Below are 22,662 nucleotides of genomic sequence, written 5' to 3'. Positions count from 1 at the left end.
GCGTCAGGCGACACCGCCGGAGCTCAGCGGAATGCCACGCTCGTGTCCGCGGTGCGCGCGCGGACCACGGCGCGCTCGCGCGCGAGGAACTCGCGCACCGCGGCGTCGAGGCGCGGGTGCGCGAGGTGGTGCGCGCTGTGGGTGACCCTGGGTGCGAATCCGCGAACGAGCTTGTGCGACCCGCCCGCGCCCGGCTCGAAGCGGCGCAGCCCGCGGGCGATGCAGTCCTCGACCGGGTGGTAGTAACAGACGTTGAAGTGAAGGAAGGGGCGCTCCTCCGAGGCGCCCCAGTAACGGCCGTAGAGCGTCGTGGGCCCCGCGAGGTTGAACGCGCCCGCGATGATCCGCTTGCCCTCCCGCGCGAGGACGACCTCGACGCCTCCCCGGGACCCGGCGCGCTCCCCGTCGCTGCGGAGCCGCGCCGTGATCTCCTCGAAGAAGGCGCGGCTCAGGTACTGCCGGCCCCAGGCGAACTTCTCCACCGTCGAGACGTAGAAGCCGAACATCACGTCGACGATCTCCGGCGTGATGTCCGCGCCGCGGAGCGTCTCGATCGAGATGCCCTGCCTCGACGCCTCGCGCATCTCGCGCCGGATCTGGTGCCGCCGCTTCGCATTGAAGCGCGCGAGGAAGTCGTCGAACGTCGCGTACCCCTCGTTCTCGAACTGGAACTGGATGCCGCAGCGGTGCGCCATCTCCGCCCCGGCGAGGCCGGCGGCCTCGTCCTCGGTCGGGAACAGGACGTGGGCGCCCGAGATGCGGCTGCGCGCGACGAGCTTGCGGAGCGTCTCGGCCAGGACCGGCAAGAGCGCCGGCCGGTCCTCCGGCCGCCGCACGAGGAGGCGCGGCGAGGTGGCGGGCGTGAACGGCACCGCGACGACGAGCTTCGGGTAGTAGGGCGCGCCGAGCTGGTGCGACGCCGACGCCCAGCCGTGGTCGAAGACGAACTCGCCCTCGCTGTTGTCCTTCAGGTACGCGGGCGCGGCGGCGAGCAGGGCGCCCTCGGCCCGGAAGGTGATGTGGTGGGGCAGCCAGCCCGCCGCCTCGCCGACGCACCCCGTCCGCTCGAGCGCGTCGAACCACGCCCACGAGAGGAACGGCGCCTCGCCGGCGCCGTCGAGCGCGTTCCACTCGCCCTCCGGAATATCGCGGATGGTGCCGTGGACGTGCGCTTCAAGCTCCATGGTCGATCATAGCAGCGCGCGCCGCGCTGCCAGGACGGCCGGAGAGCTCCTGGATCGACCGCGCGCCCGAGCGCGCGACGAGCTCCGAAAGCCCGCGCGCGATCGCGGCGGGGAGCAGCGGCCCGCCGTAGATGAAGCCCGTGTAGAGCTGCACGAGGTCGGCGCCGGCCTGGATCTGGTCCATGGCGTGCTCCGCCGTCTCGATGCCCCCGGCGCCGATCACCGTGACGCCGCCCCCGAGGCGCGCGCGGATGCGCCGCACCATCGCGAGCGAGCGCTGCCGGAGCGGCGGCCCGCTCAGCCCGCCGGCGCCCATCGCCTCGACGGCGGCCGGGCTCGTCGCGAGCCCGTCGCGCCGCACGGTCGTGTTCGTCGCGATGACGCCGGCGAGGCCGACCTCCTCGACGACGGCGAGCAGCGCCTCGAGCTCCTCGTCGCCGAGGTCCGGGGCGACCTTGATGAGCAGCGGCAGCGGCCGCGCGCCGGCGCGGTTCTCGCGCGCGATCGCCGAGAGGAGCGCCCGCGCGATCGCCGGCCCCTGCATGGCCCGGAGGTCCTTCGTGTTGGGCGACGACACGTTGATCACGACGAAGTCGGCCGCGCGCCGCACCTCGCGGAAGCTCGCGAGGTAGTCCTCGATCGCGGGCTCGATCGGGTCGAGCGGGGCGACGCGCGACTTGCCGATCGAGATGCCCACGGGCACGCCGACGGCCGCCGCGCCGCCGCGATCGAGGAGCCGCTCGGTGACGCGCGCGGCGCCCTGGTTCGGGAACCCGAGCCGGTTGATGAGCGCCCGGTCGTCCGGCAGCCGGAAGAGGTTGGGCGGCGGGTTCTCGGCCTGGGCCTGCGCCGTGACCGTCCCGAGCTCGACGAAGCCGAAGCCGAGGGCGGCGAGCGCGCGGGGGCGGCGGGCGTCCTTGTCGAAGCCGCCCGCCACGCCGAGCGGGGAGGGGAAGTCGAGCCCCATGGCGCGGACGGCGATGCGCCCGTCGCGCGGCGCGAGGCGCGCGCGCACGAGGGCGCGGAGCGGCGATGCGTGCTCGATCGGGGCGAGCGCGAGCATGCCGAGCTCGTGCGCCAGGCGGGGTGGAAGCGCGAAGAGGAGCGGTCGGACGAGGCGGTACATCGGGGGCGCGTCTCCCTTGCGGCGCGGCGCGGAGGAGGCCCGGCGCGCGGCGCGGTGGTGGGCGATACCATGACGCACGGGCCGCGTGGGCCGCCATCTCGGCGAGGGGGGCGCGCCCGCTCTGCTAGACTCGCCGCCCCCCATGACGCCCCCCGAGATTTCCGATCGCGCAGGAGAATCCAGGCCATCGACCGACCTTGGCGAGCGCTTCGCGCGGAGCGCGGACGAGATGTCGACGCTGCGCGAGCGCGGCGTCGCGGCCGCCCGCGACCTCTGCGCCTTCATCGATCGCGCGCCGACGCCGTTCCACGCCGTCCGCGAGGTCGCCTCGCGGCTCGCGGCCGCCGGCTTCTCGGAGCTCGGCGAGCGCGACGCGTGGACGATCGCGCCGGGCGATCGCCGCTACGTCATCCGGGGCGGCTCGACGATCGTCGCGTTCGTCGCCGGGGCCGAGCACCCGGCGCGCGGCGGCTTCCGCATCCTCGGCGCCCACACCGACTCGCCGAACCTCCGGGTGAAGCCGAACGCCGAGCTCTCGCGCAGCGGCTACCAGCAGCTCGGCGTCGAGGTCTACGGCGGCGTGCTGTACTCGACCTGGCTCGACCGCGACCTCAGCGTGGCCGGACGGGTGCACGTGCGGCGCGAGGGCCGGGTCGAGCGCCACCTCGTCGACCTGGGCCGCCCGGTCGCGCGCGTGCCGAACCTCGCGATCCACCTCAATCGCGGGGTCAACTCCGAGGGGCTCGTGCTCAACGCGCAGAAGCACCTCGTCCCGGTGATCGGCCTCGGCAAGGAGGCGGACCTCCAGGCGCTGCTCGCGTGCGCCGTCGACGCCCCGCGGGACGCCGTCCTCGGCTTCGATCTCTGCCTGTACGACACGCTCAAGGCGTCGATCGGCGGGCTCTCCGACGAGTTCATCTTTGCATCCCGGCTGGACAACCTGGCGAGCTGCCACGCCGCGACCGCGGCGCTGATCGGCGCGGGCGATCCCGGCGCGGCGACGCGGGTCATCGCGCTCTACGACCACGAGGAGTGCGGCAGCCGGAGCGCCGTGGGGGCGGCGGGCAGCGTCCTGCGCGACGTGCTCGCGCGGATCGTCGAGGCGTACCCGTCGCGCGAGCCCCAGGCGTTCGCGCGGGCGATGGCCGGGTCGCTCCTCGTCTCCGCGGACATGGCCCACGCGGTGCACCCGAACTACGCCGATCAGCACGAGCCGCGGCACACCCCGCAGGTCAACCGCGGGCTCGTGATCAAGTCGAACGCGAACCAGTCCTACGCCACCGACGGCACGACGTCGGCCGCGCTCGAGGCGCTGTGCCACGACGTCGGCTACGCCCCGCAGCGCTTCGTCGTGCGCAGCGATCTCCCGTGCGGCAGCACGATCGGCCCCATCACCGCGGCCGCGCTCGGGATCGCGACGGTCGACGTCGGCGCGCCGATGCTGAGCATGCACTCCTGCCGCGAGATGGCCGGCACGCTCGACGTCCACCTGGCGATCGAGACCTACAAGCGCGCGCTCGCCTGACCGCCGCGAGCGTCAGCGGCTCTGGGAGAGCAGGGCGAAGCCGATCAGCTTGTAGAGGAGGCGCGCGCCGACGTTGCCGTCCCACTCGTCGTTGTCGTCCTTCGGGGCGACCTCGTTCAGGTCGAAGCCGACGATGCGGCGGCCGCTCTTCTGGATGCGGCCGATGAGCGCGACGGCCTGCTGGAACGACAGGCCGCCGGGCACGGGCGTGCCGGTGCCCGGGCACAGCGTCGGATCGAGGCCGTCGATGTCGAAGGTCACGTAGACGTCGTCGGGGAGATCCTCGACGATCGCGTCGGCGATCAGGTGGAACGGCTCGCCCTCGAAGAGGCGGTCGGCGATCGCGGCGTCGACGTGGGCGACGATGCGCCCGTTCGACGCGCGGATGAACCGGAGCTCGTCCTCGCTCATGTCGCGCAGCCCGACCTGGACGATCCGCGAGATCTGCGGGTAGCGGGTCGCGACGTTGTGCATGATCGAAGCGTGGGAGTCGGTGAACCCCTCGTAGGCGTCGCGGAGATCGGCGTGCGCGTCGACGTGGAGGATCCCCATGCCGGGGTACCGCTCGGCGTGCGCGGCGATCGTGCCGTAGGGCGCCGAGTGGTCGCCGCCGACGACGCCGACGAGCTTGCCACGCTCCATCCACCGCGCGGCGAGCTCGTGGACGCGCTCGTTCAGGCGGCGCGACAGCGCGTTCACCGCCGCGAGGCGCGCCTCGAGGTCCCGGTCGCCGGCGACCTCGCCGAGGGCCGCGATGACGGGCTCGGCCGCCGCGCACGCCTCGGCGTTCCAGCGGACGATGTCGGGGTCGACGTCGAGCATCGCGATGCCCTGCTCGTACGGCCGGCCCGTGTGGAGGTCGAAGAGGTCGACCTGCCGGCTGGCCCGCAGGATCGCCGCCGGCCCCTTGGCCGCGCCGCGCCGGTAGGACACCGTCGGCTCCCAGGGCACCGGGATGAGGACCACCCGAGCGTCCTCGGGGGTGTGCGGCAGACCGTACACCCCGTGGCCAACCGCAGGACCGTTCGGATCGAAGCCGAGAGGGGATGAGCTCACGCGGGCCACGTTGGCGGTTCGGGACCAGGTCGTCAAGCGCGAGCCGCGCCCGCCGAAGGCGCGCAGCAGGCGCGACGGAGAGCGGAAGAGCACGTTGAAGCGCGTGGAGCGCGCCGGAGCGCATCGGCTCACGTCGGGCGCGCGGCGGCGCACGTCGGGGCGCGGTGGAGCGCTCCACCGCGCCGTGCGCAGAGCACCTGCGCAGCGACCGCCAGATCCGGCGCGGCGGCGGGAGGTGCGTAGAGACGATCGCACCGAGTCCACAGGACATCGGCGTGAAACACTGGCGCGAGACGCGCCGGTGTGCAGCGCGCGTCGGAATGCAACTTGGAGCTTCCCGCAGTGGAGAAATGCGGTACGAAGGGCGACGATATGATGACGGGCCGCCGCGCCCGACCGGCCCTGCAGGCGCCGCCACGCGCCGCCGGCAGCCCCGGCGCGCGAGGTCCTCTCACCCTTGAAGAACTGCCATGCTCCGGTACCGCGCCGATATCAAGACGCTCCTCTTCGTCGCGACCTACTTCGTCCTCGTGGCGGTGCAGTGGGTCCTTGCGCCGACGGCGCTCTGGCTCGCGATTCCGCTCCTCGCCATGACCTGCGCGTTCTCGTTCCTCGGCGCGGTCGCCACGCACAACTCGGTCCATTGCCCCGTGTTCCGGCAGCGATGGATGAACCGCGCGTTCCAGGTCGTGCTGACGCTCACGTACGGTCACCCGGTCAGCGCCTACGTGCCGGGTCATAACCTCAGCCATCACAAGTACACGCAGTCGCGCCGCGACGTGATGCGGACCACGAAGGTGCGTTACCGGTGGAACCTGCTGAACGGGCTGCTCTTCATGAGCCGCGTGGTGCGGGACATCCTGCCGGCCGACATGCGCTACTTCAAGGCGATGTACCGGCGGAACCCGCCCTGGTTCCGGCAGATGCTCGTCGAGTCGGCGGTGTTCCTCGGCGCGATGGGCGTGCTCCTCGCGCTCGACTGGAAGAAGTTCCTCCTCTACGTGCTGATCCCGCACCAGTACGCCGCGTGGGGGATCGTGACCATGAACTACCTCCAGCACGACGGCTGCGACGAGCACAGCGAGTACAACCACTCGCGCAACTTCGTCGGCCGGTTCGTCAACTGGTGGACGTACAACAACGGCTACCACTCCATCCATCACATGGAGCCCGGCCTGCACTGGAGCCTCTTGCCCGCCGAGCACGCGAGGCGCGTGGCGCCCTTCATCCACCCGAACCTGGACCAGCCCTCGCTGCTCGCGTACCTGTTCCGCAGCTTCGTCTGGCCCGGGAAGCGCCTGCGCTACGACGGCGCCCCGGTCGTCCTCCCGCAGGAAGAGCCGGACGAGGAGTGGATCCCCGGTCCGAAGGAGACGCCGAGCGACGTCTCGCTGGGCGCGATCGCGCCGAGCTGACGCGCCGCCCGGGCCGGGCGGACGCGCTGCTCCCGCGCTGCTCCTCCAGCGGAGCGGCGTCCCTCTGAAGAAAACGCACGTTGCGGCCACGACCGGGAGCCCCGGGTCGTGGACGGCGCAAGCATGCAGGGGGCTCGGCCCGGCGCCGCGGCACCGGGCCTCTCGCCTCCCCCGGATCAGCGCGGCGGGTTCTCCCGCGGCTGATCTCCCCGCGACTCGCCGCCCCGGCGGCCGATCTCGGCCATGTGCTGGCGATCGCCGCTCACGGCCTCGCCGCCCTTGCGGCCGATCTCTGCCATGTGGGCCCGGTCCTGGCTCACGCGCTCGCCGCCCCGCCGCCCGATCTCGGCCATGTGCTTGCGGTTCTGGCTGACGACCTCGCCGCCCTTCTTGCCGGCGGCGCGGGCCTCATCGCGCGTGAACTCGTGGGCCGTGCCCTTCTCGTGAGCTGCCTTCCCGCCCTTGCTGGCGATCTTGCGCTGACGCTCCTCGTCCATGGCGGCGAAGCCGCGCTGCTGTCGTTCATTGGCTGCCTTCTGCGTCGCTGACGACGGCGGGGGCTCGCTCGGCGAGGCCCCCTTCTCCTCCTGGTCCTCCTCACTCCTGGAAATCATCCCACGATCATCCATGCTCGCCATCATCCTCTCCTTCACGGTTGGCTCGCTCGATTCAGGTCTCCGACCGGGGCCTGCAAGCCCGAGATGGCAACGCCGCCCCCCCGGACCGGTCGGGGACGGCGGCGCCGCCCCCGACCGTATCGGTCGGAGATTCAGCGTTCGCCATCCCCTCCCTGCGCTGGTCGGGGCCGGCGTTCACCGACCCCTTCCAAGCTGCGGAAAGGCCGACAGGCCCTTTCCGCCAGGGCCTGTTGTGCCGGGCGGAACAACGTCAAGCGGGCTGAAGGTTGGGAGGCGACGAATTAGGGGGAGGCTCGCCGAGGAGGTTTGGTGGAAACCTAGGCAAGCCTGGAATAGCGAGAATGTCGTGCTCCCAGCGAGTCAAGCCCTCTTGGCGAAGTCCCGCATGAACGCGGTGAGGCGTTCCACCGACTCAACGGATACTGCGTTGTAGATCGAGACCCGGATACCTCCGGTCGACCTGTGTCCGGCCAGCCCCACCATACCCTCCTTCGCAGCCTCTGCGATGAAGCGTTTTTCCAGCTCCTCGCTGGCCAGCCGGAACACCACGTTCATGTACGAGCGGCTCTCCTTCTCGACCGGAGCCCGGAAAACCTCCGGATTTGCGTCCAGGGTCTCGTACAGCAGCTCACCCTTCTTGCGATTGCGTCGTTCGACCTCCTCGAGCCCGCCGACCTCAAGCGTATACGCGAGCACGTTGCGCATGAGGTAGATTGCGAATGTCGGAGGTGTGTTGTAGAGCGAGTTGTTGGCAGCGTAAGTGGCATAACGGAAAATGACGGGAATGTCTTTTCGCCCGCTGTCAACGAGGTCCTTGCGGACGATCACGACCGTGATCCCGCTCGGCCCGATGTTCTTCTGAGCGCCGGCATAAATCAGGGCAAACCTGGAGACATCGATCTTCCGCCACAGGATGTCCGATGACATGTCGGCGACGAGCGGCACGTCGCCGGTGTCGGGGAGCCAGTGCCACTGCGTCCCGAACAGCGTGTTGTTCGTCGTCATGTGGGCGTAGGCGGCGTCCGGATCGAGCGAGAGCTCGTTCTGGTGCGGGATGCGGGTGTAGCGCTTGTCGACCGCGGTGCTGCCGGCGACGCGGACGGTCCCGATGCGCTTCGCCTCGTCCATGGCCTTCTCGGACCAGCCGCCGGTCAGGATGTAATCGGCGCTCTTGCCCTGCGGCAGGAGGTTCATCGGCACGAGCGCGAACTGCATGTGTGCGCCGCCCTGCATGAGCAGCACGTGGTAGTCGTCCGGCACGCCGAGGAGCTGCCGGAGGAGCGAGAGCGCCTCGTTGTGCACAGCCTCGAACACCTTGCCGCGGTGGCTGTGCTCCATGATGGACATGCCCGTCCCCTCGAAGTCGAGGAGCTCGCGCTGCGCGCGCTCGAGGGCGGGAAGGGGGAGCCCGGCAGGGCCGGGGTTGAAGTTGTGGACGCGCGCCATGGTGCTTCTCCTGAGGTTCGAGTCTCGGCGGCGCCTGAGCCGCCGCTGCGGCCGTATACCACGAGGGGCCCCGGCTCCGCCCGGGCGAGCCGAGCAGCGGCCACGGCGCCGCGCGCGGCGGTGGCGCCGGGCTCATCACCTCGGGCCTGCCGGGGGCTCGGACCTGGGCTAGATTCATCGCTCCGGAGGGCGAGCGATGCTGGTGACCCGCGAAGAGATGGCGTTCGATTTCCAGGGCGCCAGGCTCGATCCCGTCAAGGACAAGGACGTCATCGTCTGGGCCGTCCAGCAGTTCCTCTACGGCGAGATCACCGGCGTCCAGATCGGGCACTGGCTCTACAACGCGCCCGATCTGGAGTCCGCGCGCTTCCTCGCGCGCCAGGCGGTCGAGGAGTTCCAGCACGTCGGCAACTTCCTCCGCATCCTCGAGATCCTCGGCGCGCCGCCGGAGAAGGCGACGTGGAGCGTGCGCTTCCTCGCGACCGGGCTGATGGGCGGGGACTGGGCCGAGCACGTCGCGCTCGAGATGGCCCTCGGCGAGGGCCTCGTCCTCCAGGCCTTCTACGCGATGATCGACACCGTGGACGAGCCGGAGATCGTCGCGATCCTGAAGCGCGGGGTGCGCCAGGAAGAGCGCCACGTCGACTTCGGAGAGCAGCAGACGAGGAAGGCGATCGCGGGCAGGCCAGCGCTCCGGCGGCGGCTGCTCGGGCTCGCGCTCGTGTCGCTCTGGGGCGTGTCGCGGCTCGAGGCGTTCATGAAGAAGCGCCTGCCCATGGACCACCCTGCGCTGAAGCGCCTGCCGGATCTGGTCCGCCACTCGGTGCGGGTCGCGGAGCTCCGGCTCATGCGGATCGGCCTGACCGAGGTGCCGATCTCGTCGATGTCCGCCGGCCGCAAGCTCGCGCTCGTCGCGGAGGCGTACGCGGGCAAGCTCGCGCTGGGCGTCGTGTCGTGGGTGCTCGCCGTGCTGCTGTTTCCGCTGCGGCTCGTCGGCGTCGCCGGGCCGAAGCGGCTGACGGACACGTACCTCAGCGATCCGCTGATCGCGCGGGGCGGCCGGCTCGGCGCCGGGTCGGAGGACGACCCGGGCGACGCCGGCGAGCAGGCGGGGCCCGGCGGCTCGCCGGCCGGGCACGGGGCGGCGGCGCGTGCCTGAAGGCGAGGGGGAGCGCGCGGCCCGCGCCGGGACGCCCGGCGCGGCGGGCTCCTCCGACGCGGCGGGCTCCTCCGGCGCAGCGGCGGGCGCCTCCGGCGCAGCGGCGGGCTCCTCGGGCGCAGCGGCGGGCTTCCTGCCCGCCTCGAGGGAGCTGCCGCTCTTCGCCGAGCTGCCCGAGCTCGCAGGGCAGATCCCGTGGCGTCCGCTCGCGCACGCGCCGACGCCGATCGTCCCGTGCACGGCGATCGAGGGGTACCTCGGCCGCGGCGGCGTCTGGGTCAAGCGCGACGATGCGATCTCGCCGCTCTACGGCGGCAACAAGGTGCGGCGCTTCGAGTTCCTGCTCGCCGACGCCGAGCGGCGCGGCGCGAGGACGCTCGTCACGGTCGGCGGCCTGGCGTCGACGCAGGTCACCGCCACGGCGCTCTTCGGCCGGGCGCTCGGCTTCGCTGTCACCGCCGTCCTGTTCGATCAGCCGATCACCCGCTTCGGCCAGCGGGCGCTGCTCACCGGCGCGGCGAGCGGCGCGGAGCTCGTCCACGGCGGCGGGTACGCGACGACCGCGGTCCGGGCGATCCGGGCGCTGCGCCGGGCCGAGCGGCCCTATTTCATCCTGCCCGGCGCGTCGGCCGCGCTCCCGTGCCTCGGCTACGTCGACGCGATGCTCGAGCTCGCCGAGCAGGTCCGGCGGGGCGAGGCGCCGCGGCCCGATCGCATCGTCGTCGCCTCGGGGACGGGCGGCACGCTGGCGGGGCTCGCGCTCGGCGCGGCGATGCTCGGCTGGCCGACGACGATCGTCGGCGTGCGCATCACCGAGCGCATCGCCTCGAACCGCGCCGTCGTCCGGTACGAGATCGGGAGCATGAGGCGCCTGCTCGCCCGGCGCGCGCCGCGCTTCACCCGGCGGCGGCTCCCGGCCGCCCGCTTCGCGATCGAGCACCGCGCGATCGGCCCCGGCTACGGCGCCCCGACGCCCGCGTCGATCGCCGCGATCCCCGAGGTGGAGCGGCTGATCGGCGTGCCGGGGGAGGTCACCTACAGCGCCAAGGCGCTCGCGGCGCTCCGCGAGATCGGCCGGGAGCACCCGGGCGAGACGATCCTCCTCTGGCAGACGCTCTCGAGCGCGCGCCCGCCGCTCGCGCCGGGCGCCGCGGCGCTTCCTCCGGCGTTCGCGCGGTTCTTCGAGGGGGACGTGGCGTGCTGAACGACGCGCCGCGCGCCGGGCGACCTGCCCGGCGCGGCGCGCGGGCGGGTCACCCGTCCTGAGCGGCGCGCGGCGGGGCGCCGCGCGGGCGGATCACTTCACGCGCAGGCTGTTCACGAGCTTGTCGAAGTCGGCGCGCGCCCCGGTGACCGTCTTCTCGGGGCCGGTCATCTTGAAGAACCACAGATCGCCGGAGGGCATCTCGGCGATCGCGCCGAGCAGCGCGTGCTTCGCCTTCGGGTCCGAGACGGGCATGCCGGGCATCCCGGAGCCGGCGAACGTCCCCTTCACCTCGACGACGGTGACCTTGATGTCGTTGACCTTGAGCTCGCTCCGCTTGGGGGAGTCGGCGCTCTTCTCGGAGAACTGGCCGACCCAGCGCGTGATGTTCGCGTCCACGCTGCCGCCGGCCGGCATCACGCTGAGCTCGGCGTCCTCGGGGTCGCCCGCGGCGCGCTTGATCCTGTACGTGGCCTTGCGCATCGAATTGGGGTTCGGCGCGCTCTCGAAGCTCGCGGGCGCGTCCCAGGCGAGCTCGGCGCCGGCCGCCTGCTGGCCGCCGGCGGCCGGCGCCGTCGGCGCGGCGGCCGGCTGGGCGGGCTCGGCGGGCTTGCTTGTCGACGGCGGCTCGGGCGCAGTCGTGGCCGTCGGCTCGGGCGTCTTCGAGCACGCCGCGGCGAGCGCGGCGACGAGCGGCAGTACCAGGGCGGAGCGGGGCTTGATCATCGTCATCGTGGCAGGCCTCGGCGAGGGTTCGCGGCGACTGTAGTCGCCGGGCTCGGAGCCTCAAGCCGGATCGGACCTGTGCGGGCCCTTCCAGCGCTCCGGACGCAGGCGCCGTGGTCGTGCAGCCGCGCGCGCCGCCGTGATACCACCAAAATTCATGGAACCGACCTTCCGGCGCGCCTTCAACGCCGCCTTCGGCCCGTCGACGTACGCGGAGTACATGGGGCGCCTCGAGCGGCGGCTCGGGTGCTCGATCCCGTTCCGCGTCGCCGAGACGCCGCTCTTCCTGCCGGTCGCGCTGCGCGACGAGCTCGAGCGCTCCGCGACCGAGATCGTGCGGCAGATATCGAGCCCCGCGCTCATCGAGCAGATGAAGCGCGCGATCCCCGCGCACCTCGACGTCCCCGGCATGGACGCGCTGCCCAGCTGCGCGCAGGTGGACTTCGCGATCGTGCGCGGCCCGGACGGCGGGCTCCACGGCAAGGTCGTCGAGCTGCAGGCGTTCCCGTCGCTCTACGCGCTGATGCTCGTGCAGACCGAGATCGTGACCGAGATGCTGGCCGCGATGCCAGGGCTCGACCGGCGCTGGTCGTGCTGCTTCGGCGGGCGGAGCCGCGACGATGTCATCGCGCACCTGCGCCGCGCGATCCTCGCGGGCGAGCCCGAGGAGTCGGTGGTGCTGCTCGACCTCCACCCGGAGCAGCAGAAGACCTACCCGGACTTCGTCGCGACGAAGCTCCTCGTCGGCGTCGACGCCATCTGCCCGACGTCGCTCGTCCGGGAGAAGGACCGGCTGTTCCGCCGCGTGGACGGGCGGCTCGTCCAGGTCCGCCGGCTGTACAACCGCGTCGTGTTCGACGAGCTCGAGGCGAAGCGGGTCGAGCTCCCGTTCCGGTACGACGAGCCGCTCGACGTCACGTGGTGCTCGCACCCGAACTGGTACTGGACCTGGTCGAAGTACACGCTGCCGCACGTCGATCACCCCGCGGTCCCGCGCGCGCGGACGCTGGACGCGATCGAGCGCGTGCCCGACGATCTGGAGCGCTACGTGCTCAAGCCGCTGTTCTCGTTCGCCGGCTCCGGGGTGAAGATCGACGTCACGCCCGAGGACATCGCGGCGATCCCGGAGGGCGAGCGATCGAGGTGGCTGATCCAGGAGAAGATCGCGTACGAGCCGGCGCTCGCGATGCCTGACGGGACGGGGGTGAAGGCCGAGGTGCGGATGATGTTCCTGCGCGCGCCCGACGAGCCCGAGCTCTCGCTCGTGCTCAACCTGGTCCGGCTGTCGCGCGGGAGGATGCTCGGGGTCGATCAGAACCGGGATCTGACGTGGGTCGGCGGCACGGTGGGGATCTGGCCGGCGGATTGATGGCCGGCCCATCGATGAGCCGCGCGGCGGTCAGGCGCGGAGCGCGAGCTGCCACGCGCCGAGGACGAGCCCTGTCGCGACCGCGCCCATCGCGACCTGCGCGAGGGGGCGGCTCCGCGCGGGCTGCTTGCGCAGCGACAGGCCGGCGACGGCGCCGATCGCGGCGCCGCTGAGCAGGCCGAAGGCGTGCGCGCCGAGGTCGGCGCGCGGGCTCGCGCCGAGGGCGCCGAGGAGCGAGAGGCCGCCCACGAGCGGCGCCACGAGCTGGAGGAGGTGGCGCTTCTCGCCGCTGTCCTTGTCGTGGGCGCGGTCGAGCATGAGCTGCGTGGCGGCGAGCAGGCCGATCGCGCCGAACACCGCCGTGGAGGCGCCGATCGAGGCGTGGTGGTGGCCGAGGCTGTGGTGCCAGATCGCGTTCGCGAGGTTGCCGATCGCGCCCGAGGCGACGACGGCGAGAGCGGTGCCGCCCGGGCCGAGGCGGCGCTGCACGGCGGAGGCGAACACGGTCCCGGAGATCACGTTGCCGATCACGTGGGCCGAGTCGGCGTGCAGCGTGAGGGCGGTGATGGCGCGCCACGGCTCGGGCCCGACGACCAGATCGGCGACGGAGGCGCCGCGCTGGAACAGGCGCCCGCCGCCGCTCGCCGGGCCGGTGACGAGGAAGAAGAAGAGGGCGAGCGCGGCGAACGCGACGCCCGCGACGATGGACGGCGGGTGGCGCGGGCGTTCGCGCGGCCTTCGCGGGGGCCAGTCGCGGTTCTCCGCCTCGTACCGATCGATCGAGGTGGCGGCGAAGTCGTAGTCCTCGTCGCGCACGAGGAGCACCCAGCCTGCCGGGGTGTACCGCACGGCGTGCCAAAGCTCGCTCGACTGCAGCACGAGGGCCCATTCGCGGATCTTGCGCTCCGGCATCACGGGCCCGATGGCGGTGATCCCGGGCCCGTGGCCTTCTCCCTCTCCTCCAGGGGCATCGTTGTTCTGGATCATCGCTGCCCTCTCGACGCGCGCTGGCGGCAGGATCGCGATCGGGACGAGCCGCTCGCCTTCAGCACATCGCGCACCGACACAGTCATGTTCGCCCACGGCGGCTCCTCCGGCTCGTTGACCCCAGGTCTGGCGAAACCTGCGGATGAGCCCGGAGGCTGTCAACGCCGCCTCTCCTGGGTCGGGCGGTCTCTTGCCCGCGTACCGGTCGCGGCCGGGCCCTTGTGCGCGCGACGCAGCGGTGGCAGTGCGTGGTTGTGTCGACGGCCATCACGCAGGGCATCCGGGTCACCGTCTCGACGGTGTACGTCCCCACGCAGTCCTCTCCGACGGAGCACCGCTACGTCTTCGCCTACACCGTGCGGATCGCGAACGAGGGCACCGAGCCGGCGCAGCTCAGGACGCGGCACTGGATCATCACGCACGGCAACGGGAAGGTGGAGGAGGTGCGTGGCCCCGGGGTCGTGGGCCAGCAGCCCTCGCTGAAGCCTGGCGAGCACTTCGAGTACACGAGCGGCTGTGTGCTCGAGACCCCGCGCGGCACGATGCGCGGCACCTACCAGATGCACCGCCCCGACGGCCGCATGTTCGACGCCGAGATCGCGTCCTTCACCCTGGCGATGCCGCACTCGCTGAACTGACGCCCGCCGCCCAGCGAGCACACCGCAGCCACCCGTTCCGTCAGGAGAGAGCCAGCGGGCTCCCATGCGTGCTGGCCCCTCAGGAGTCCGCCCCTTCCGCCCGGGAAGAGCCAGCGTGGAGGGGGTGCCCGTGCGCGCGGGCGGCGGGGTAGGGCCCCACGAATCCGAGCGCCGGCCCGCATCGCAGCGCTCTCCGTTCGGACCGACTCGCCCGCACCTACGGCAATCGCCTCCTACAAGGCGCGAGTTCGTGGGAGGGGCCCCCGCCGCCCGCGCGCACGGGCACCCCCTCCACGCTGGCTCCGTCGCTCCCGGATCAGCCGGCGGCCGCCGGCTCCACCACCGCCCCGTTCGCCTTCGCCTTCTCCGCGTCTCCTCCGCCCGCCGCCGACGAGAACGAGAACGTGAAGTCGTCCCCCTCGAAGTCGATGGCGACGTTCCCCCCGTTCTCGAGGGCCCCGAACAGCAGCTCGTCCCCGAGCCGCCGCTTGATGTCGTTCTCGATGACGCGCCCGAGCGGCCGCGCCCCGTTCGCCGGATCGTACCCGCGCTTCGCGAGCTCCGCCCGCGCCCGATCGGTCACCTCGACGGTCACCGACCGGTCCGCGAGCATCGCCGCGAGCTCGCCGATGAACTTGTCGACGATGCTCCCCATCACCGACGGATCGAGCGAACGGAACATGATCCGCGCGTCCAGCCGGTTCCTGAACTCCGGGCTGAACGTGTTCTTGTAGGCCCTGTCGTCGTCCCCCGCCGACCCCCGCTCGCCGAAGCCGACCCGCGCCTGCGCGAGCTCCCGCGCGCCCACGTTGCTCGTCATGATGAGCACCATGTGGCGGAAGTCGCTCTTCTTGCCGTTGTTGTCGGTCAGCGTGCCGTGGTCCATCACCTGGAGCAGCACCTGGAACACGTCCGGGTGCGCCTTCTCGATCTCGTCGAGCAAGAGCACCGCGTGCGGCGTCTTCGCCGCCGCCTCCGTGAGCAGACCGCCGCGGTCGAACCCGACGTAGCCGGGCGGCGCGCCGATCAGCCGGGAGACGGTGTGCCGCTCCTGGTACTCGCTCATGTCGAACCGCAAGAACCCGATGCCGAGCGCCTTCGCGAGCTGCTTGGCGAGCTCGGTCTTGCCGACGCCCGTCGGGCCCGAGAACAGGAACGAGCCGATCGGCTTCTCCGGCGCGCGCAGCCCAGCGCGCGACAGCTTGATCGCGGACGAGAGCTGCTTCACCGCCTCGTCCTGGCCGAAGATCACCGAGCGCAGCGACTGCTCGAGATCCTTGAGCTGCGCCTTGTCCGAGGTCGACACCTGCCGCGGCGGGATCTGCGCCATCTTGGCGATGACGAGCTCGATGTCCGCCGTGTCGACCGTGTACCCGTCCCCGTGGCGGAGGCGCGCCGCCGCGCCCGCCTCGTCGAGCAGGTCGATCGCCTTGTCGGGCAGCCGCCTGTCCTGGAGGTAGCGCGCCGACAGCTTGGCCGCGGCATCGAGCGCCTCGGGCGTGTACGTGATCTTGTGGAACTCCTCGTAGCGCTTCTGCAGCCCCTTCAGGATCTGCGTCGTCTCGTCGACCGAGGGCTCCGTCACCTCGATGCGCTGGAAGCGCCGCGCGAGCGCGCTGTCGCGCTCGAGGTGCCCGCGGTACTCCTGGAACGTCGTCGCGCCGATGCAGCGCAGGCGGCCGGAGGCGAGGGCGGGCTTGAGCAGGTTCGAGGCGTCCATCGTCCCGCCGCTCGCGGCGCCGGCGCCGATGATCGTGTGGATCTCGTCGATGAAGAGCACCGAGCCCGGCTGCTTCTCGAGCGCGCGCAGCACGGCCTTGAGCCGGTTCTCGAAATCGCCGCGGTACTTCGTGCCGGCGAGGAGCGCGCCCATGTCGAGCGCGTAGACGGTCGCGTCCCGGAGCGGCGCGGGCACGTCCTTCTTCTCGATCCGCTGCGCGAGCCCCTCGACGATCGCCGTCTTGCCCACGCCGGCGTCGCCGATGAGCAGCGGGTTGTTCTTGCGCCGCCGCGCGAGCACCTGGATCGTCCGGGCGACCTCGTTCTCGCGGCCGACCAGCGGGTCGATGCGCCCCTCGGCCGCCTCCTTGTTGAGGTTCATCGTGAACGCGGCGAGCGGGTCCTTGATCGGCTGCGAGCCGCCGGGCTCGCCGCCCTCGTCCGACGACGACTCCTCGCGGAGGCTGTCGTCCTGGCCCGTCTTCGAGATGCCGTGCGAGATGTAGTTCACGACGTCGAAGCGGCTGACGCCCTGCTCGCCGAGGATCGTCACGGCGGGGCAGTCGCGCTCGGCGAACATCGCGACGAGCACGTTGGCCCCCTTGAGCTCCTTCTTGCCCGACGACTGCACGTGCATGGCGGCGCGGCCGACGACGCGCTGGAACCCGAGCGAGAGCGTCGGGCTCGTGTCCGAGTCCTCCGGCAGCGCCTCGACCTCCTCGTCGAGGAAGCGCTCCAGCTTCTTCTTGAGCGTCGGCGTGTCGCCCCCCGCGTGCCGGAGGACCTCGGCCGTCTCCTCGTCGAAGAGCAGCGCATAGAGCAGGTGCTCGATGGTCACGAACTCGTGCCGGCGGCGCGAGGCCTCCCGGGTGGCGAGCGAAAAGGCGATCTCAACTTCGGGGCTGATGCGCATGGTCATTCCGGCTCGGCGGTCAACCGAAGGGGCATCCCGTGCTCCTTGGCGAAGTCCTGGACTTGGGCGACCTTGGTCTCGGCGACATCCTTCGTGTACACGCCCGCGACCCCGTGGCCGCGGTGGTGCACGCTCAGCATGATGTGCGTGGCCTCCGTCTCGGTGCGGTGGAAGAACTTCATGAGGACGAGCACGACGAACTCCATCGTCGTGTAGTCGTCGTTGTGGAACACGACCTTGTAACGACGGGCCTTCTCGACCTTTCGTTCCCGCTCCGTCGCGAGGTCGCCCTGCCTGTCTTCTCTTTCCTCAGGATCGTTCGGCATAAATCCGTCGGGAAGGATAGCAAGAGGCCCGCCCCGGCGAGCGGCCGACGAGGGAGGCTCTCACCCCGGAAGCATGCTCCGCGGGAGGATGTTCTGCACGCGCACAGGGCGGGATTTTCCGTCCGCTTTTTACGGCCGGGCTCGGGAGGAGCGGCGCTGGGCCGGCCGCGCCCTTCAGAAAAAACGGCCGAGCCCGCCGGGCGGGGCGCTCCGCTCCCCCGGCGGGCAGACCGCCGGGGGAGGGCCTTGCCGCGCGGCCACGGGGTAGCGCGGCTGCGCGGTCACGGGGTAGCGCGGCTGCGCGGTCACGGGGTAGCGCGGCTGCGCGGTCACGGGGTAGCGCGGCTGCGCGGTCACGCGGGCTGCGCGGTCACACGAGCGACACGGCGGCGCCGAGGTCGATGTCGACCGGCGTGAGGCCCCAGATGTCGCGCGCGTACTCGCGGACCGTGCGGTCGGAGGAGAACTCGCCCACGCGGGCGATGTTGAGCGTCGACTTGCGCAGCCAGGTCTTCCGGTCGGTGTAGGCCGCCTCGACCTCGCGCTGGCAGGCCGCGTAGGCCGTGAAGTCCGCGAGCATCATGTACTCGTCCCGGCCGAGCAGCCGGTCGAGCAGGGGCTGGAACAGCTCGCGGTACTCCGGGGAGAAGAAGCCCGACGCGATGAGATCGATCACCTCGCGGAGCTCCGGATCGGCCGCGACGGCCTCGCGCCCCTCGAAGTGCGCGTGGCGGCGGGCGATGACCTCGTCGGCGGTCAGGCCGAACAGGAAGAAGTTCTCCGGGCCCACCGCGTCGCGGATCTCGATGTTCGCGCCGTCGAGCGTGCCGACGGTGAGCGCGCCGTTCAGCGCGAGCTTCATGTTGCCGGTGCCGGACGCCTCCATGCCCGCGGTCGAGATCTGCTCGGAGACGTCGGCGGCCGGGATGATGCGCTCGGCCAGCGACACGCGGTAGTTCGGCATGAACACGACCCGCAGCCCGGTGTGGCGCCGGTCGCCGTTCACGACGTAGGCGACGGCGTGGATGAACTTGATGATGAGCTTCGCCTGCCGGTAGCCGGGGGCCGCCTTGGCGCCGAAGATGAAGGTCCGCGGCGTGACGTGCTCGCCGCGCTTCTGGCGCAGGTAGAGCGCGACGATGTGCAGCGCGGCGAGGAGCTGGCGCTTGTACTCGTGGAGGCGCTTGATCTGGACGTCGAAGATCGACGAGGGGTCGACCTGGATGTCGAGCTCCTTCGCGATGATCTTCGCGAGCGCCACCTTGTTCTCGCGCTTCACCCTGGCGACCCGCTCGATGAACTCCGGGTCGTCGATGTGGCGCTCGAGCTCGCGCAGCCGCTCGAACTCCGTCACCCACTTCGGCCCGACCTTCTCGGTGACGAGCGCGGCGAGCGCGGGGTTGCAGGCGAGCAGCCAGCGCCGGAACGTGACGCCGTTCGTCTTGTTGTTGAACCGCTCGGGCCAGAGGTCGTAGAAGTCGCGGAGCAGGTCGCGCTTGACGAGCTCGGAGTGGAGCTTCGCCACGCCGTTCACCGAGTGCGAGCCGACGACCGCGAGGTGGGCCATGCGCACGTGGCGCTCGTGCCCCTCCTCGATGAGGGACATGCGCGCCACGCGCTCGTGGTCCTGCGGGTGGGCGTCCATGACCTCGCGCAGGAAGCGCCGGTTGATCTCGTAGATGATCTCGAGGTGCCGCGGCAGGAGCCGCTCGAAGAGCGCGACGGGCCAGCGCTCGAGCGCCTCGGGCAGGAGCGTGTGGTTCGTGTACCCGAAGGCCGCGACGGTCTGCTTCCACGCGTCCTCCCAGCTCACGAGGTGGTCGTCGATGAGGACGCGCATCAGCTCGGCGATGGCGATGGCGGGGTGCGTGTCGTTGAGCTGGATCGCGTTCTTCTCGGCGAAGCGCGAGAAGTCCGGGTGGACGCGGTTGTAGCGGTTCACGATGTCGGCGATGGAGCAGGCGACGAAGAAGTACTCCTGCCGCAGGCGCAGCTCCTTGCCCTTGTCGAAGTTGTCGTTCGGGTAGAGGACCTTCGAGATGACCTCCGACTGGTTCTTCTCGTGGACGGCGTGCACGTAGTCGCCCGCGTTGAAGAGCTCGAAGTCGAACTCCTCGCCCGCGCGGGCGGACCAGAGGCGGAGCGTGTTCACGGTGTTCGACTGGTAGCCCGCGATGGGCGTGTCGAAGGGGACGCCGATGACCTGCTCGGAGGGGCGCCAGACGACGCGGAAGCCGCCGCGCTTGTCGGGGACGCGCTCGGTGTAGCCGCCGAACGAGACCGGGACGGCGTGCTCGGGGCGCTCGACCTCCCAGGGGTTGCCGAAGCGGAGCCACTCGTCGGCGCGCTCGACCTGGTAGCCGTCACGGATGACCTGCTCGAAGATGCCGAACTCGTACCGGATGCCGTAGCCGCAGGTGGGCAGCCCGATGGTGGCCATCGAGTCGAGGAAGCAGGCGGCGAGCCGGCCGAGGCCGCCGTTGCCGAGGCCGGCGTCGGGCTCCTGCTCGACGAGATCGTCGAGGTTGAGGCCGAGCTCGCCGAGCACGGTGCGGTAGCTGTCGTAGATGTCGAGCGCCTGCAGGTTGGCGACGAGCGCGCGGCCGAGGAGGAACTCCGCCGACAGGTAGTAGGCGCGCTTGACGTCCTTCTCGTAGTAGGTGTGCTGGGTCTTGGTCCACCGGTCGACGAGGCGGTCGCGCACCGAGAGGGCGAGGGCGACGTACCTGTCGAACGGCGTGGCGGTCATCGACTCCCGTGCGCGCGAGTAGTGGAGGTGGTCGGCGAACGCGCGCCGGAGCGCGACCGGGTGCATGCCGGTGCGGGCGTCGGGCGCCGGGTGGCCGCGGAAGAAGGCGGCGGGGGCTTCGCGCTGGGCGGACGTGTCTCGCTGGGCGGGGGTTTCTCGCTGACGGGTAGGATCGACGTCGATCGGGTTGGCCATGGCGGCGCACTCTAGTCGGATCCGGGCGGCGCTGGTGGGCTGCGCGACGTGTCGAAGAGGTTTCCGCGAGGTCGCGTTACTCCGCCGACGCCGGCGGCGCGCGGAGGACGGCCGCGGCGCGGCGCGCGGAGCACGGCCGCGGCGCGGCGCGGCGTGGGGGCGCCGGCGGCGAGGTGGTGCGACGGGGAGGAACACTCGGCCGGATGTCAAGGCCTTCGCGCCGGAGGGCGTGAAGGCGGTCCGTCGGGCCGCCGTCGGCGCGGGGCAGGGGACGCGCGGCGCGGCGCGGGGCAGGGGACGCGCGGCGCAGCGCGGGGCAGGGGACGCGCGGCGCAGCGCGGGGCAGGGGGCGGCGGTGGGCACCTGCCCGGCGGCGGGGACGAGCGCCCGGGGCTACGGCAGGGCGCTCACCGGGGCGCGCCTCGTCCCGCTCGGGTCAGCGGTGACAGCCGCCGAGCAGGGGCGCTCCGAGCAGGTCGAGCTGCTCGAGCGCCCGCTGCGGCCGGCGCGCGCGCGGGCCGGGATCGGCCTGCGAGGGGGCGCTCCAGGAGCTCTCCCGCTGGAGGAGCTCCTCGCGGAGCGCCAGGAGCTCGCGCGAGGGCAGGGTGCTCGTGTCCGTCACGAGCCGCGCCCCGTCACGGTAGCCGGTCCACACCGTGTAGCCGTCCCGTGTGACCTCGATCCCGAACCTCGGGCCATAATCCGTGATCTCGTAGCGGCGGCCCAGGGCCAGGAGGCTCCACTTCTTCATCGCGACCGTCTCGCCAGTGTCCATCGGGGCGGACGGAGCGGCCAAGAAACCGGGGGCTGCCGCCGGGGGCCGACGCTGCGGGCCGTTGCCAGCCGTGCGGCCTGGGCGCGAACGTCACGCCGCGCCGGCGGCCTCACGGCGCTTCCGCCCCCGGCGCCGCGCGCGCAGGAGCGCGCCGCCGGCCGCGAGCATGCCGCCAACGAGCGCGCCGGCGCTCGCCGCGCTCCCGCCCGCGGCCTCGCAGGCGCAGCCGCCGCCCGCCTCGCCTCCGCTCGCCGCGGCGCCGCCCGCCTCGCCCCCGCCGGCGCTCGTCCCGCTCCCGCCCGCGGCCCCGCCCGGGCCGCCGCCATCGCAGCGGCCCGTCGCGCCGATGAAGCTCGCGGTCGCCGGCCAGAGCGCAGGGCAGGTCTGGCCGGTCGAGCTCTCGCCCCCGCAGGCCGGCGGTCCGCAGAGGCGATCGAGCGTCATGAGCGGCGAGAACGTCTTTCCCTCGTCCGTGGAGACGCCCGCGGTGAAGCCGTCCACCGCCTCGTCGGCGCAGGCGAAGAGGCCCTGCGCGGTCCACGTCAAACAGCGGACGCCGAGGCTCCCCACCTGGGTGAACTCGAGGGTCGCCGTCGGGGCGATCCACAGGCCGTCCATGTCGCTGCCGGCCGCGATCCTCGTCCCGTCGGGCGAGAGCGCCAGTCCGAGGAGGCTCGTGGCCTGGAATACCTCTCGCCAGGTGGCGCCCCCGTCCGTCGAGACGAGGAGGGCGTCCGCGCCGTCGCCGTCGCGGCGCACATACACGATGTCGGGGTCGACCGGATCCACGGCGCCGAGGTACGGCAGGTTTCGATCGTCGCTGCCGGGGACGTCGAAGTCCTCCCAGGTCGCGCCGCGATCGTCCGAGCGCCTCACGATCCCCTGGAACGTGGGGCCGTTCCAGCGCCCGCTCACGTAGATGCGCCGGGGATCGCTCGGCGCGCTGTCCAGGGTCACGCCGAGGAAGGTGCTCGGGAGATCGGCGCCGGCCTGGGTCCAGCTCTTTCCGTCGTTCTTCGACTCCCAGACCTGGGTCAAGATCGCGTCGCTGCCCGTGACGCTCGAGACGAGGAGGATGGCGCTCGCGGGGTCCGCGCGGTCGATCGACAGGTCGACGATGTAGCGCTGGCCGAGCGCGCCCTCCGCGAGCGCCCAGTGGCAGCCGCCGTCGCGCGTCGCGCTCAGCCCGTCGAACAGCCCGGCGAGGATCGAGCCGTCGCCGGTGACGACCATCATGGGATCCTCGAAGCCGCTGTAGCCGATCGCCGCCTCGCAGATCCACGACCAGCGCTCGCCGCCGTCGCGCGTGGTGAGGACACCGTAGGTCGCGCGAACGACGATGTGGTCCGGATCGGAGGGATCGACGAGGATCTGCCCGGCGGCGGGGTAACGGCCGTTGGCGAGCGCGGGGGTCGAGGCGGCGAGCGCGACGCACGCCGCGGCGGCCCCGAGCCCCGGAGCGAGGCGGTTCATCGAACGGAGGTTCACCGATCCCCCTGCGCAGCGCAACGC

At 72.0% G+C, this 22,662-nt stretch carries 19 protein-coding genes; 6 read left to right on the top strand and 13 right to left on the bottom strand.

The annotated features are described in order from the left end of the window. Window positions 1-23: 23 nt before the first annotated feature. Together WMF24_RS23265 and WMF24_RS23260 are read right to left on the bottom strand one after the other, a co-directional pair. Entirely contained in the window at window positions 24-1,184 is a 1,161-nt protein-coding gene (locus tag WMF24_RS23265) for a GNAT family N-acetyltransferase (protein WP_437738631.1), read from the bottom strand. Continuing rightward, window positions 1,174-2,310 (bottom strand): quinone-dependent dihydroorotate dehydrogenase, encoded by a 1,137-nt coding sequence (locus WMF24_RS23260; RefSeq protein ID WP_437738630.1) that lies wholly within the window; start codon window positions 2,308-2,310, stop codon window positions 1,174-1,176. The genes WMF24_RS23265 and WMF24_RS23260 overlap by 11 nt, the downstream gene beginning before the upstream one ends. Window positions 2,311-2,539: 229 nt before the next feature. Here WMF24_RS23260 and WMF24_RS23255 point away from each other — a divergent pair, with 229 nt between their 5' ends. Beyond that, window positions 2,540-3,835, top strand: coding sequence for a M18 family aminopeptidase (locus WMF24_RS23255; RefSeq protein WP_437738844.1), 1,296 nt, complete (start codon window positions 2,540-2,542; stop codon window positions 3,833-3,835). Window positions 3,836-3,847: 12 nt separating this feature from the next. Here WMF24_RS23255 and WMF24_RS23250 read toward each other — a convergent pair whose 3' ends face one another. Beyond that, window positions 3,848-4,891, bottom strand: a complete 1,044-nt coding sequence (locus WMF24_RS23250) for an agmatinase family protein (protein WP_437738629.1) — start codon at window positions 4,889-4,891, stop codon at window positions 3,848-3,850. Between the two features lie 470 nt (window positions 4,892-5,361). On the opposite strand from WMF24_RS23250, the gene WMF24_RS23245 reads away from it, so the two are divergent. Further along, window positions 5,362-6,306, top strand: coding sequence for a fatty acid desaturase family protein (locus WMF24_RS23245; RefSeq protein ID WP_437738628.1), 945 nt, complete (start codon window positions 5,362-5,364; stop codon window positions 6,304-6,306). A gap of 176 nt (window positions 6,307-6,482) precedes the next feature. On the opposite strand, the gene WMF24_RS23240 is transcribed toward WMF24_RS23245, so the two are convergent. Both WMF24_RS23240 and serC read right to left on the bottom strand, forming a co-directional pair. Then, window positions 6,483-6,803 (bottom strand): KGG domain-containing protein, encoded by a 321-nt coding sequence (locus WMF24_RS23240; RefSeq protein WP_437738843.1) that lies wholly within the window; start codon window positions 6,801-6,803, stop codon window positions 6,483-6,485. A 501-nt stretch (window positions 6,804-7,304) separates the two neighbouring features. Further along, entirely contained in the window at window positions 7,305-8,390 is a 1,086-nt protein-coding gene (gene serC / locus WMF24_RS23235; RefSeq protein ID WP_437738627.1) for a 3-phosphoserine/phosphohydroxythreonine transaminase, read from the bottom strand. A 196-nt stretch (window positions 8,391-8,586) separates the two neighbouring features. On the opposite strand from serC, the gene WMF24_RS23230 reads away from it, so the two are divergent. Together WMF24_RS23230 and WMF24_RS23225 are read left to right on the top strand one after the other, a co-directional pair. Then, complete coding sequence (locus WMF24_RS23230) at window positions 8,587-9,549, top strand: ferritin-like domain-containing protein (protein WP_437738626.1); 963 nt, start codon at window positions 8,587-8,589, stop codon at window positions 9,547-9,549. Then, complete coding sequence (locus WMF24_RS23225; RefSeq protein WP_437738625.1) at window positions 9,542-10,753, top strand: 1-aminocyclopropane-1-carboxylate deaminase/D-cysteine desulfhydrase; 1,212 nt, start codon at window positions 9,542-9,544, stop codon at window positions 10,751-10,753. Before WMF24_RS23230 ends, WMF24_RS23225 begins: the two co-directional genes overlap by 8 nt. Before the next feature lie 93 nt (window positions 10,754-10,846). Here the strand turns inward: WMF24_RS23225 and WMF24_RS23220 are convergent, their stop codons facing one another. Then, window positions 10,847-11,485 (bottom strand): hypothetical protein, encoded by a 639-nt coding sequence (locus WMF24_RS23220; RefSeq protein ID WP_437738624.1) that lies wholly within the window; start codon window positions 11,483-11,485, stop codon window positions 10,847-10,849. A gap of 151 nt (window positions 11,486-11,636) precedes the next feature. Here WMF24_RS23220 and WMF24_RS23215 point away from each other — a divergent pair, with 151 nt between their 5' ends. Then, on the top strand, window positions 11,637-12,848 hold the full coding sequence (locus tag WMF24_RS23215) for a hypothetical protein (protein WP_437738623.1): 1,212 nt from the start codon (window positions 11,637-11,639) through the stop codon (window positions 12,846-12,848). Window positions 12,849-12,878: 30 nt separating this feature from the next. On the opposite strand, the gene WMF24_RS23210 is transcribed toward WMF24_RS23215, so the two are convergent. Then, window positions 12,879-13,835 carry a rhomboid family intramembrane serine protease gene (locus WMF24_RS23210; protein WP_437738622.1) on the bottom strand — a complete coding sequence of 319 codons (957 nt, stop codon included), beginning with the start codon at window positions 13,833-13,835 and terminating at the stop codon, window positions 12,879-12,881. A 254-nt stretch (window positions 13,836-14,089) separates the two neighbouring features. On the opposite strand from WMF24_RS23210, the gene apaG reads away from it, so the two are divergent. After that, entirely contained in the window at window positions 14,090-14,473 is a 384-nt protein-coding gene (gene apaG, locus WMF24_RS23205; protein WP_437738842.1) for a Co2+/Mg2+ efflux protein ApaG, read from the top strand. 316 nt (window positions 14,474-14,789) lie between these two features. Here apaG and clpA read toward each other — a convergent pair whose 3' ends face one another. From clpA to WMF24_RS23175, 6 genes are all read right to left on the bottom strand, one after another. After that, window positions 14,790-17,111: an ATP-dependent Clp protease ATP-binding subunit ClpA gene (clpA, locus tag WMF24_RS23200; RefSeq protein ID WP_437738621.1), complete on the bottom strand. Its 2,322-nt coding sequence runs from the start codon at window positions 17,109-17,111 to the stop codon at window positions 14,790-14,792. Then, complete coding sequence (gene clpS, locus WMF24_RS23195; protein WP_020737250.1) at window positions 17,108-17,431, bottom strand: ATP-dependent Clp protease adapter ClpS; 324 nt, start codon at window positions 17,429-17,431, stop codon at window positions 17,108-17,110. The genes clpA and clpS overlap by 4 nt, the downstream gene beginning before the upstream one ends. A 174-nt stretch (window positions 17,432-17,605) precedes the next feature. Beyond that, window positions 17,606-17,788, bottom strand: a complete 183-nt coding sequence (locus WMF24_RS23190; RefSeq protein WP_437738620.1) for a hypothetical protein — start codon at window positions 17,786-17,788, stop codon at window positions 17,606-17,608. Window positions 17,789-17,801: 13 nt separating this feature from the next. Continuing rightward, window positions 17,802-20,375 (bottom strand): glycogen/starch/alpha-glucan phosphorylase, encoded by a 2,574-nt coding sequence (locus WMF24_RS23185; RefSeq protein WP_437738619.1) that lies wholly within the window; start codon window positions 20,373-20,375, stop codon window positions 17,802-17,804. 436 nt (window positions 20,376-20,811) lie between these two features. After that, a complete protein-coding gene (locus WMF24_RS23180) occupies window positions 20,812-21,150 on the bottom strand; it encodes a hypothetical protein (protein WP_437738618.1) in 339 nt (112 codons plus the stop codon). 90 nt (window positions 21,151-21,240) lie between these two features. Beyond that, window positions 21,241-22,623, bottom strand: a complete 1,383-nt coding sequence (locus tag WMF24_RS23175; protein WP_437738617.1) for a WD40/YVTN/BNR-like repeat-containing protein — start codon at window positions 22,621-22,623, stop codon at window positions 21,241-21,243. Window positions 22,624-22,662: the final 39 nt, after the last annotated feature.

The sequence above is a fragment of the Sorangium sp. So ce1335 genome (genome assembly GCF_051521615.1).
In the GTDB taxonomy this organism is placed as follows: Bacteria; Myxococcota_A; Polyangia; order Polyangiales; family Polyangiaceae; genus Sorangium.
The sequence above is the reverse complement of the archived record's forward strand: the minus strand, read 5'-3'. Positions and strand labels throughout refer to the sequence as shown.